Origin of the sequence: Bradyrhizobium sp. 23, from assembly GCF_023073295.1 — a bacterium.
Classification (GTDB): Bacteria; Pseudomonadota; Alphaproteobacteria; order Rhizobiales; family Xanthobacteraceae; genus Bradyrhizobium; species Bradyrhizobium canariense_D.
Genome location: NZ_JADPJF010000148.1, coordinates 448,046 through 459,773, shown reverse-complemented (window position 1 = coordinate 459,773; position 11,728 = coordinate 448,046). Strand labels below are relative to the sequence as shown.

12 protein-coding genes are annotated in these 11,728 nt (G+C 62.1%); 4 read left to right on the top strand and 8 right to left on the bottom strand.

Annotated features, from left to right (window positions below; genetic code table 11):
- The 4 genes from IVB32_RS35525 to IVB32_RS35510 all read left to right on the top strand — a co-directional run.
- On the top strand, positions 1-1,433 hold a 1,433-nt coding region (locus tag IVB32_RS35525), incomplete at its 5' end, for a penicillin-binding transpeptidase domain-containing protein (RefSeq protein WP_247412880.1).
- 8 nt (positions 1,434-1,441) lie between these two features.
- Positions 1,442-2,020 carry a DUF1214 domain-containing protein gene (locus IVB32_RS35520; protein WP_018458537.1) on the top strand — a complete coding sequence of 193 codons (579 nt, stop codon included), beginning with the start codon at positions 1,442-1,444 and terminating at the stop codon, positions 2,018-2,020.
- A complete protein-coding gene (locus IVB32_RS35515) occupies positions 2,017-2,601 on the top strand; it encodes a DUF1254 domain-containing protein (RefSeq protein ID WP_018458536.1) in 585 nt (194 codons plus the stop codon). The genes IVB32_RS35520 and IVB32_RS35515 overlap by 4 nt, the downstream gene beginning before the upstream one ends.
- Before the next feature lie 424 nt (positions 2,602-3,025).
- Entirely contained in the window at positions 3,026-3,202 is a 177-nt protein-coding gene (locus tag IVB32_RS35510) for a hypothetical protein (RefSeq protein ID WP_018458535.1), read from the top strand.
- Between the two features lie 81 nt (positions 3,203-3,283).
- Here the strand turns inward: IVB32_RS35510 and IVB32_RS35505 are convergent, their stop codons facing one another.
- From IVB32_RS35505 to IVB32_RS35475, 8 genes are all read right to left on the bottom strand, one after another.
- Positions 3,284-4,186 carry a universal stress protein gene (locus IVB32_RS35505; protein ID WP_018458534.1) on the bottom strand — a complete coding sequence of 301 codons (903 nt, stop codon included), beginning with the start codon at positions 4,184-4,186 and terminating at the stop codon, positions 3,284-3,286.
- Positions 4,187-4,439: 253 nt separating this feature from the next.
- The gene (locus tag IVB32_RS42885) at positions 4,440-4,568 is read right to left on the bottom strand and encodes a hypothetical protein (protein WP_018458533.1); all 129 of its coding nucleotides are present in this window, start codon (positions 4,566-4,568) and stop codon (positions 4,440-4,442) included.
- A gap of 408 nt (positions 4,569-4,976) precedes the next feature.
- The gene (gene mnhG / locus IVB32_RS35500; RefSeq protein ID WP_018458532.1) at positions 4,977-5,327 is read right to left on the bottom strand and encodes a monovalent cation/H(+) antiporter subunit G; all 351 of its coding nucleotides are present in this window, start codon (positions 5,325-5,327) and stop codon (positions 4,977-4,979) included.
- Positions 5,324-5,605, bottom strand: coding sequence for a K+/H+ antiporter subunit F (locus tag IVB32_RS35495; protein WP_018458531.1), 282 nt, complete (start codon positions 5,603-5,605; stop codon positions 5,324-5,326). The genes mnhG and IVB32_RS35495 overlap by 4 nt, the downstream gene beginning before the upstream one ends.
- A complete protein-coding gene (locus IVB32_RS35490; RefSeq protein ID WP_018458530.1) occupies positions 5,602-6,090 on the bottom strand; it encodes a Na+/H+ antiporter subunit E in 489 nt (162 codons plus the stop codon). Before IVB32_RS35490 ends, IVB32_RS35495 begins: the two co-directional genes overlap by 4 nt.
- On the bottom strand, positions 6,087-7,718 hold the full coding sequence (locus IVB32_RS35485; protein ID WP_018458529.1) for a monovalent cation/H+ antiporter subunit D: 1,632 nt from the start codon (positions 7,716-7,718) through the stop codon (positions 6,087-6,089). Before IVB32_RS35485 ends, IVB32_RS35490 begins: the two co-directional genes overlap by 4 nt.
- Entirely contained in the window at positions 7,715-8,056 is a 342-nt protein-coding gene (locus tag IVB32_RS35480; RefSeq protein ID WP_018458528.1) for a Na+/H+ antiporter subunit C, read from the bottom strand. The genes IVB32_RS35485 and IVB32_RS35480 overlap by 4 nt, the downstream gene beginning before the upstream one ends.
- Positions 8,056-10,977, bottom strand: coding sequence for a monovalent cation/H+ antiporter subunit A (locus IVB32_RS35475; RefSeq protein ID WP_247366787.1), 2,922 nt, complete (start codon positions 10,975-10,977; stop codon positions 8,056-8,058). The genes IVB32_RS35480 and IVB32_RS35475 overlap by 1 nt, the downstream gene beginning before the upstream one ends.
- Positions 10,978-11,728 lie beyond the last annotated feature (751 nt).

Genomic DNA, 11,728 nt, shown 5'->3' with positions numbered 1-11,728 from the left:
GCTTCATGACCGAGGGCCAGGTGTTCGGCGCCCGCCGCAACCCCGCCTTCGCGGTCGACCGCCGCTACGAGGCGTCGCCGAATTATTATCTCGACTACGCCTTCGACGAGATGCGCAAGCTGGTCGACACCTTCCCGAAATCCTACACTGAGCGCGTCTTCGTGGTCCGGCTCGCGATCGACACCAACGTGCAGAAGGCGGCGGAGGACGCGGTCGAGAACCAGCTGCGCCAGTTCGGCCGCGACTATCACGCGACGCAGGCCGCGACCGTCGTCTCCGATCTCGACGGCGGCATCCGCGCCATGGTCGGCGGCCGCGACTACGGCGCCAGCCAGTTCAACCGCGCCACCGACGCCTATCGCCAGCCGGGCTCGTCGTTCAAGCCTTACGTCTACACCACCGCGCTCCTCAACGGCTTCACGCCGAATTCGATCGTGGTCGACGGCCCGGTCTGCATCGGCAATTGGTGCCCGCAGAACTATGGCCATTCCTATTCCGGCGCGGTGACACTGACGCAGGCGATCACGCGCTCGATCAACGTTGTACCCGTCAAGCTGTCGATCGCGATCGGCCAGAAGGAGCAGCCGAAGGCGCCGAACCCGGCCAAGATCGGCCGCGCCAAGATCGTCGAGGTCGCGCGCCGCTTCGGCCTCAAGGCACCGCTGCCCGACACGCCGTCGCTGCCGATCGGCTCGGACGAAGTCACCGTGCTCGAGCACGCGGTGGCGTACGCGACTTTCCCCAACCGCGGCAAGGCAGTGACGCCGCATTCCGTGCTGGAAGTGCGCACCGGCGCGGGCGATCCGGTCTGGCGCTGGGACCGCGACGGGCCGAAGCCGCGCCAGGCGATTCCCGCCTCCGTAGCCGCCGACATGGCCGGCATGATGAGCCACGTCGTCAGCGAAGGCACCGCGCGCCGCGCAGCCCTCGACGGCATTCCGACCGCGGGCAAGACCGGCACGACGAATGCGTATCGCGACGCCTGGTTCGTCGGCTACACCGGCAATTTCACCTGCGCGGTCTGGTACGGCAATGACGACTATTCGCCGACCAACCGCATGACCGGCGGCTCGCTGCCGGCGCAGACCTGGCACGACATCATGCTCGCGGCGCATCAGGGCGTCGAGGTCCGGGAGATCGCCGGTATCGGCATGGGCCAGAAGCTGCCGCCCGAGCGGATCACCAACGCACAGGCCAATGCGGCGCCGAAGGTGCTGGAGACCAAGCCCGGTCCGCCGCCCGTATTGACCAAGCGCGGCGCCGACGTTTTGGTGCGCGTCGAGAAGCTGCTGGATGACGCGGCCAGGACCGCGGCCAAAGCGGCCGCCACCGACCCCAAGCAAGCCAAACCGGCATCGTCCACGAGCGCGCTCGCCTTCCCGCAGAACTATGCGGAAGAGAATGCGAACGCATCCGCCCCGCGCAAGAACTGACCGAACAAGTGCGGCTGATCCTGATCACATTGACGGCCCTTCTGCTCGCAACCGTGGTGGGCGTCGGCGCGACCTGGATGACGACGACGCGCGGCACCGAGATCGGCGCGCTGACCATCGGCCCCTGGACCGCGCGTCCGCGCACCGGCACCGCCGACGTCGATCCCTATTCGCGCGCCACCATCGTGCGCAACGGCGAGCTGCCTATCGGCACCGGCGACGGCGTCGCCTTCACCGCCACCGCCGACGACAAGAAGAAGGTGCTCGACGGCCGCTGCGACGTCGTGGTCTCCGGCGTGACACCGCCGGCACGGTTCTGGACGCTGACGCTCTATGACCGCAAGGGTCATCTCGTTCCCAATTCGCTGCAGCGCTACGGCTTCACCAGCCAGGAGATCGTGCGGCAGTCCGACGGCTCGTTCGAGATCCGCATCGCCTCGCGCTCGCGCGCCGGCAACTGGCTGCCGACTGGCGGCATCGAACGCTACACGCTGATGCTGCGGCTCTACGACACCCCGGTCGGCGTTGCCACGCGCACCCAGCGCGACGCGCCGATGCCCACGATCACGACGGCGGGCTGCTCATGATCCGGCTGTTGTTCACCATCGTTGCCGGCGTGGTGCTGGGCCTCGTGGTCCATCTCGTCAGCGTGCTGGCGTTGCCGCGGATCGCGACCCAGGACGCCTATTCGCGGCTGACGCCGATGACGAAACTCAACGCCGTCACGCAGCTTCCGCTCGCCGATCCGCAGACCTCGCCGATGCCGTTCATGGACCCGGCCTTTGCGCTCGCGATCTGCCGCTACGATCTGTCGAACGGGCCGATCAAGCTGACGGTCCCCGTCAGCCAGGCCTACACGTCGGTGTCGTTCTACACCCGCAACGAGATCGCCTACTACGCCATCAACGACCGCTCGGCCGGCAAGAAGGTGATCGAGCTCGACCTGATGACCGAGCCGCAGCACAACGAGCTGCCCGAAGACGAAGAGATCACCGCCGCCGACCGCCTGATCATCGATTCCCCCAGCACCACCGGCCTGATCGTGATGAAGGCGCTCGCCCCCGAGCCCGGCCTGATGCCGCAAGCGCAGTCAACCCTCGCTGCCGCGAGCTGCGGACCGCAGACCGAGCCGCCGGCCAAGGCGGAAGCACCGCGCGGACGGCGCTGAGGTGCGGCTTCGGCGGCGCAAAAACAAAAAAACGAAAAACAACCCCATGCACAGTAGCGGGGGTATTGAAATCATTAGCCATTTTGATTGCACCAACTAGGCGTTTGCCGAACCGATACATCCCTGCCCGTCGTGCTGTTCAGCTTTGACACGTCGGGCAAAACACTGGCAGAATGGCATCATCGAAAGTTCACCCGCGCGGAGCAATCCGCCGCGGGTTTTTTCATGCCGGAGCGCAGGTGCCATGATCGAGAAACACTATTGTCCCCCGTGCGGGCGGGACTAGCGACGCTGATGTCCCGAGCACCGGTCTGTTACTTCAAGATCCGTGCTGATTCCAAATCCTCAATTCCGCTCGGTTTGGCGTCAACTGTTCCCGATCACGGACGGCCGGTCACCAAGTGCTAAACGCGGAGATTGAGCAATGCCAAAGCATGACGAAACATCGAAGCAGCGGGAGAAGCGGGAACTCGACGAGGAATTGGACCGGCAATTGCAGCAAACCTTTCCGGCCAGCGATCCGCTGAAGATCACGCGGGGCTCAACCAAACCACAAGCAGCAAAGCCGGCTGCGCGCGACAGCGAACGACGGCGCCGCTAGTCTATCGATCAGCCGACAGAGCGGGAGCCGTGGTCTCGCGGAAAGAAGGGTTCGCCGGCGAGCGATGAGCCGCGGTACGCGTCACGCCTTCGGGTCGGTGCCGATCAGCGGATTTGACATTGTGCGTTCAGAGCCGGCGGGAGGAACAACGAGAACGTCCACACTCAACGAACGCAGGACTTCTTCCGTTACGCTCCCGATCAAGGCCCGAACCAATCCAGATCGCCCGTGCGTCCCCATCACCAGCATGTCAGGCTGCCTCTCCGAAACAGCACGGGTGATGACCTGCATGGGCCCGCCCTCGCCGACCTGGAGAGACCATCGTTGCGTGCCGAGCTTGTTCGCCACCAGAAACTTCGTCAGCTCCTCCGTTGCCTTCAGACGCTCGCTATCGACATATCCGCTGATGACGGCCGCGCTCGCACCGGAGCGGACCAATCGCGCTTTCGTCATCGGCGAGAAGGCGTGAAGGATCGTTGTTGCGCCCTGTGTCAAGAGTCCGGTGGACAGCCCCACGCGGATTGCATCGGCGGATGTATCCGACATATCGACCGGCACCAGAGCGCGTTCATAGCGCCGCTGCGCCTCGTTGTTCACCATCAGAACCGGATACCTTCCTCCGCGAATTACACGCTCGATTGTGGTGCCTGTGAAGATGTCGCGCAGAAACTGCTTACGATGGGCTCCCATTACAACGAGATCCGCGTCGGCTGCTGCAGCCGCTCGCAATATCCCGTCAAAGGGATGGCCCTTGACCACGATCGGGTAGCACTGAACGTTTTGCAGCTCCGGCATGGATGCGATCTGCTCAACCAGCACCCGCTGTGCCTCACGCTCTTCGATGCGGATCAGCTCGGCTGGCTGATCCTCGTCGACGACATGAACAAGGTGCAGAGTTGCATCAGGGGAGCGCGCCAGGAGGCCGGCCTGCCGCAAAGCGCGATTGGACCGCGTCGAGAAATCTGTCGCAGCGACGATATTCATGTCAGAATCCTTACAATTGCGAACGGCCGCCGGCCCGATGGCCTGCCAAGCTCGACCAGCGCGGCAATTCGGTTGCCTTGCGGAGGGCCTATGACGCTGTTGCCTGCCAGCTTCGTTCGTCCGGTTTGGCCTGGACCGACGATCTGGAGCCGAGAAGCAACCAAGCATCGCGCCCCGCGAACATGCGGCGCACGATATCTTTCTCGCTCATAAGCAACTGTTGTACGCGGTGACGGAGGTGAACCTCCCAACGTCACCTTTTAGGATCGTGAGGAATTGGCGCTCGGCGGCGAGCGAATGCCTCGCGGAAGCCATCGGGATCTGAAATCCAGATGAACATGACCCATGAGGTCAGGACGAGCAGCGCGAAGAACACCGACATGAGAAACTCCCGGCTTTGGTTGCAGAAATGTTGAGGTACCATCCCGGACGATCTGAATCGTCCGGGTTACCGGCGGATCTGCAGCTGGGTCCTATAAATCCGGCGTCGTAGCGTTGTAGTCATCACTGCCTCTGTTTGCGGTGCGGCTCGCTTGCGAGCGGCATGTGCATTGCTCGCTCTGCCGGGCACCGAGCTTCCAGCCCTCGCGAACGCGGCATGGACTGAGTTCGGGGCTGATTGCCTCCGATCAGGCGGCCAACATGCAAAGACTTCGGCGAACTCGCCTACTACTCAGCGTCATGCATCATGTACTTAGAGGTGGGCATGCGATGCAGGAAATCAAATGCGACATTTAGCCTGGATTGACCGACTGGCCGGTCAAGGAACCAAAAAATCGCGCGTCTCGCGCTAATTGCCCTCTGGTCCGCGAACTTGCGCACTCTTTTCGGCGGTATCGCGAAATCGCGCTGCGCCCACCAATACGGTCAGCGCAATAGGCGTGGTTACCACGCCAAGCCCGATGATCAGGATTTCGTGCAGCACGGGCCTGCTCTGAAGTACCGAAAAGCAAACGATTGAAGCAGCTGCAATGAATACGGTGCCCAGCGTTGTCCCGAGCGTCGGCGCGTGGACCCGCTCGTAGAATGTGCCGAACCGCAAAAGGCCCAGCGAACCGACCAGTGTGGCGGCGGCGCCGACAAGAAGGAGAAATGCCGTGAGAGCCGCAGCCCAGGGCGGCAGGTGTTCGATGCCGTTCATTCCATCACCTCGCCGCGCAGCAGAAACTTCGCTAGCGCAACCGTACCAACAAAACCGAAGAGGGCCATGGCCAGAGCCGCCTCGAAATAGAGCGTTTCGCCGGATCGAATCCCGAACGTCAGAAGCAATAACATCGCGTTCACGGACAGCGTGTCGAAACCCAGAACGCGATCCTGTGCTCGCGGCCCCCGAAAGATGCGAGCCGCGCCACAGCCGATAGCCAACACCAGAAGTACCTGTGCGGCGACAAGCGCGTAGATCAGCAAGAGCTGGCTCATTCGAATATCTCCAGCAGATGGCGTTCGTAGCGCTGCTTGATCGTGCGGATCCACTCGGCTTCATCGACCAGGTCGAGAACATGGATCATCAACAAGCCCTTCTGTGCATCGAAATTCACCCACAGCGTTCCGGGCGTCGAGGTGATGATGCAAGCCAACATGGCCAGTCCGTAGGGATTGCGCATGTCGAGCGGAATGTTCACGAACCCGGATTTTCGCTGCCGGCGCCCAAAGCCGAGAATGATCCGGCCAACCGCCAAGTTGGAGCGGATGATATCAATCGCTACCAATCCCAACAGGCGGAGAAGGACGCCGGGTCGCCTGACGTGCGTGCTTGGCAGCTCCAGCACGGTGAGGATCCGCCCGCCGACGAGCGCGATCACACAACCGAGGAGGACATGTCCGACCGTGACTGCTTGATTGAGCAGCAGCCACAATGCGAGAAGACAGAAGCTCACCCGCGGAAAGGGCAGGAATCGCGTCATTCGCCACCCGCCTTTCGGCTGCCTTGGACGCTGATCTCCAGGACGTCGCTGACGTAGCCCGCCGGGGCGTGCAGCGATTGCGCCGTTGCCTGCATGAAACGCATCACCGGACCGGCGAGCACTGTCTGGGTCGCGCAAATGATCAACAGGAACATGATGGGCGCCATTTCGATCAGGCGCACACGCGGCACGGTGCGATCTGGCGAGGCCCAGAAGGAGCGGATACCTGCTCGGGTCAGCGCGACCAACGCCGCAAAACTGGACACGAGGAGCGCCAACAGGAGCGCCCATCCACTGCCGGGAACGGCACCGCCCGGATGCATGTCTGAAGGATGAAGCGCCGCCGTCAGCAGCGCGAATTTGGCTATGAACCCCGACAGCGGCGGAAGCCCGGCGATGACCAGGGCGCATCCGATAAAGGCGACGCCGAGCAATCCCATCGTGGCCACAATGGCCATGCCGACTTCCTCTTCGGTATCGTCCGCACCGTGGTCTTCTCCGTAAGCTTCTCGCGTGACGGCGATCACGTCAGCTCCGGGTTCGCGGCCGCGCTCGATGAGTTCGGCCAGAAGGAAGAACGCGCTGATGCCGAGAGTCGAGCTGACCAGGTAAAACAGTGCTCCGCCGGCGACACTGACTTGCCCGGTCCCGGTGGCTGCCAGCACGGTTCCGGAGGATACGAGCACCGAAAAGCCGCCGAGACGGGCGGTGTCTTGGGATGCCAATGTGCCGATTGCTCCGAAGGCGATCGTCGCCACCCCGCCCCACAACAGCCAGTCACTGCCGAAGCCCGCTGACGCGCCGCTGCCCTCACCGAAAAGCAACAGCGATAGACGCAGGATGATATATACGCCGACCTTGGTCATGATCGCAAAGATCGACGCCACCGGTGGACTCGCAGATGCGTAGGCCGTCGGCAGCCAGAAACACAGAGGCCACATGCCGGCCTTGAGCAGGAAGGCCACGGCCAGCATGCCGGCGCCTGCTTCGAGCAAACCGCGGCTCTCCGCAGCGATTGCAGGTATCCGCGCCGAGAGGTCCGCCATATTGAGCGTCCCGGTGACGCCATAGATCAGGCTGACCCCGATCAGGAACAATAGAGACGCGACCAGATTCACGACGATGTAGTGCAACCCGGCCTTCACCCGTGCAAGACCGGAACCATGCAGCAGAAGTCCGTACGAAGCGGCCAGCAACAACTCGAAGAAGACAAACAGGTTGAAGAGATCGCCGGTCAGGAAGGCACCATTGAGGCCCATCAACAGAAATTGAAAGAGCGGATGAAAATGCGCGCCTGTCCGGTGCCAACGGGCAAGAGAGAACACAACCGACGCCAACGCCAGGATGCTGGTCAGGAGCAGCATGAGCGCGGAGAGCCGATCGAGAACGAGGACAATTCCGAACGGAGCAGGCCAATCGCCCAGGCGATAGACTTCCCTGATTCCGGGGTGACCCGAATCAGACATTCCGAGCAAGATCACCGCGACGCAAACGAGTGCAACCGTTGCGGCGACATTGACCGCAGCCACGATGTTGCGGTGCCGCTCTCCATTCAAGAGCAGCATGCCTGCGCCGGCAAGCAGGGGCAGGACGATAGGCGCAACGACGAGATTTGCGATTCCGCTCACGCCTCGGGCTCCTGACCATCGACGTGATCGGTGCGAGCCAGGCCGCGCGACGCGAGGAGAACGACAAGGAACAACGCCGTCGTCGCAAAACTGATGACGATTGCAGTCAGTACGAGCGCCTGTGGTAGCGGGTCAGCATGTTTCGTTGCATCCCCGATCTCCTTTGCGATCAGCACCGGCGCTCCCGTCCGCACCCGTCCCATGGCCACGATGAAGAGATTGACGGCGTAAGAGAGCAACGAAAGCCCGATGATGACTTGAAACGTGCGCGGCCTGAGGATCAGCCACACTCCGGACGCCGTAAGCGCACCTATGCCGATGGCCAGGCTAAGCTCCATTACACCAACTCCTCTTTCGCTCGCTCATCGTGCGCGCGTTGCCCCGCCTGGAGCGGCACGCCATAGCGACGCAGCGATTGATGCGCGATTGCGATGAGCATCAATACCGTGGCGCCGACGACGAGCGAGAACACACCGATATCGAAGAGAAGAGCGCTGGCCGTGGGGACGCGACCGAGCAGAGGCAGTTCGGCATATGCAAAGTACGAGGTCAGGAAGGGGTGTCCGAAAACGCAGGCGGCAGCTCCCGCACACCCTGCCAGCAAGAGGCCGAAACCCATCCAACGCACCGGCATGACGTGAAGACGAGCTTCCACCCACACCGTGCCGCGAGCCATATACTGCAGGATGAATGCTGTTGCCATGGCGATGCCGGCGATGAAGCCGCCGCCCGGAAGGTCGTGCCCGCGCAAGAGAAGGAAAATGGCCACGACGCCGATCACGGGAAACAGCAGCCCCATCATCAATGCCGCGGTAGCAAGCGTGTCTTTGGCAGTGTCGCCCTTCTGTCGATCGGGATGAGCCTCGTCGTGGGCATCCTGGGCATGCTGCTGTTCGGGAACGGGAATGCTTTCGGGGGCCGGACGGAAACGGCGCAAAAGCGCAAAGACGGTCAGTGCGACGACCGCAAGCACGGTGATCTCGCCGAGCGTATCGAACCCGCGAAAATCCACCAGGATGACGTTCACCACGTTGGTTCCGCCCCCCTTCGTGTAGGCGTTTTCCACGAAGTATCGCGAAATGCTGTGGTTGTCCGGGAGCTGCATGGCCGCCAGCGCAAGCGTGCCCAAACCGAGCCCGGCGAGGAGCGCGATGGAGAAATCGCGAACGCGGTGCCACCGAATGCTGTCGGGCGCCTCTGCCGGGCCTGGTCGCGCGATGCGTTTCGGCAGCCACCGCAAGCCGAGCAACAGGAGAACCGTCGTAACCGTCTCAACGACGATCTGCGTCAGCGCGACATCGGGAGCGGATAACCAGACGAAGCTGACGCAGGTGACGAGACCCGCGGTCCCGAGCAGTATCAGCGCCACCACCCGATGAAATTTGGCCTGGACCGCGGCCGCCACCGCGCAGCCAACGCCCACCACCCAGAGTAGTCCAAAGACGAGGTCGAATTCCCTCCTTGACGGTCCCGTCAGCGAGAGGCCGCGGGCGTAGAGGGGCAGCAGAGCAGCGACGAACGCCACGCCAGCCAACAGTCTCAATTGTGGTTGGAGACGCCTCGTGCCGAGATTGGTGGCGAGCCATCGCGCAAACCGCCAGGACAATGTCACCAACACCCAGTCAAAGATCCGCTTGCCATTGATGCGACCGAGCAAGGGCGGTCCCTCATGCGCGAGCAGGTAGGAGCGCAGCATGACGTAGACGCCCAACCCACCGGCCATCGCTACGATGCTCATCAGAAGTTCAGGCGTAATTCCGTGCCAGAGACGAAGGCTGTACTCCGGCATCGCGGAGCCGAGAACCGCCCGGGCAGCCGTATCGAGGATCGGCGCCACTGTGAGAGCCGGCGCGACACCGACGATGAGGCATGCCAGCACGAGCAGTTCGGCCGGAAGTCGCATCAACAGGGGCGGCTCATGTGGAACGCGTGGCAAGCCGGTTGGAGCCGGGCCGAAGAACACGTCGCGAATGAAGCGCAGCGAATAGGCAACCGTGAACGTGCTGGCGAGAGTGACGATGTACGGCAGCGCCTGATCGACGAGGGAATTGTCATGGACCTCGATCGTCTCGGCAAAAAACATTTCCTTCGACAGAAAACCATTCAGCAACGGCACTCCCGCCATTGCCGCGGCAGCCACCATGGCCAGCGTCGCCGTAATCGGCATGAAGGCCCATAGCCCGCTAAGGCGGCGGATGTCGCGCGTGCCGGTTTCGTGATCGATGATGCCGGCCGCCATGAACAGCGATGCCTTGAAGGTCGCGTGGTTCATGATATGGAAAATCGCCGCGATCTGTCCGAATGGGGTATCGAGTCCGGTCAAAAGCGTGATCAATCCGAGATGGCTGATCGTCGAGTAGGCCAATAGCCCCTTCAGATCCTGCTGGAACACGGCGAGAAAGGCGCCCAGAAAAAACGTGATCAGGCCGATCGAGCCCACCAGCCACAGCCATTCATTCGTTCCACCCATTGCCGGCCAGAGCCGCACTAGAAGGAACACTCCGGCCTTCACCATTGTTGCCGAATGGAGATAAGCTGAAACGGGAGTTGGAGCGGCCATCGCGTGCGGCAGCCAGAAATGAAACGGGAACTGGGCGCTTTTTGTGAGAGCGCCGAGAAGGATCAGAACGAGTGCGGGGACATAAAGCGCGTGCGAACGGATCGCGTTTCCGGAAGCCAGCACCTGCTCCAGGTCATAGCTGCCGACGATGTGCCCGATGAGCAGCACGCCGGCGAAGAGGCAAAGCCCACCCGTCGACGTGATCACCAGCGCCATCCGCGCGCCGTCTCTCGCCGCCGCGTTGTGGTGCCAGTAACTGATCAGCAGGAATGAAAAGAGACTGGTCAGCTCCCAGAAAAAAACCAGTTGGAGCAGGTTGCCGGAGAGCACGATTCCCAGCATTGCTCCCATGAAGGCGAGCAGCAGGGAGAAGAACCGCGGAACGGGATCACTGGGTGACATGTAGTACCGGGCATACAGCACCACCAGAAAACCGATGCCGGTGATCAGCATGGCGAAGGCCCATGCGAACCCGTCAAGCCTCAGCACAAATGCGAGTCCAAGTTCAGCGACCCAGTCCGTTCGCCACCCGACAACGCCACCATTCGTCACGTTCGGATAAGCCGCGCCGATGAGGCAAAAAGTTGTAAGTGCGACCGCTCCAGCGAGCCATGCCTCAGCGTTGCGTGCATTGACCCGCAAGAGTGCCGCAATAAAGCTTCCCGCGAAAGGAAGGACGAGAACGGCAAGCAGGAACATTTGCGTTCATTGCCCCAGGCTGCGAGGTGGAGAGATGCTTTCGCTGATCCTCAATTGCTTAGCCGAGGCGGATCGATATCTCCACTGCTAGATTTTAGCGCCATTGTGATGGTTTGGCCGGAAACCGCCATTCCCGCGGACACTGGCTCCGCGATCGAGCGGTTCAGATCCAGTGTGGAAGGGTGCCAGTCGCGGCGGCAACGACGGCGGCGAGAGCGCCCAGCAACGCACAGAATCCGCAGAGCGCGATCCCCCGCCAGCCACTCATCTCGACCGGCTCGGTGTCCTCAGCTGGGCTGACCTCGAAGCGGTATCGCATGTCATGGCGCCCGTTCAGTGTTCCATCGCCAGGTGCAAGCGATCGATGCCGACTATAATAATGGTTCTGTAGAACTACGGCTCACATTCACGTCAAACCGCCGCCCGGGGCCTACCGGTGCGACAAGAGCGTTCGCCTGCAGCAACGTCAGCCTGTCCATCCCACGCGATGTAATCTTCGACGCACGTTCTTGCGCAGCTGGGTAGACCCGCGTGATTGTTCGATGTCTCACTTCAATGACGCTCCTTGTCTCCTCTCGATATTTCGCGTGTACAGGTGCTGTGCGGTTTCGTCGCAATGTTTCCAGGGAAATGAACCACTATAGTCAGAGCAACATGGCTTATGACATCGACATTGATGCGCGCACCGCGCGTTTTGCTCTTCACGCCGGCCGCCTCCAAGCAGGCGGTTAGCCGGACGGTGTTCGCGCCG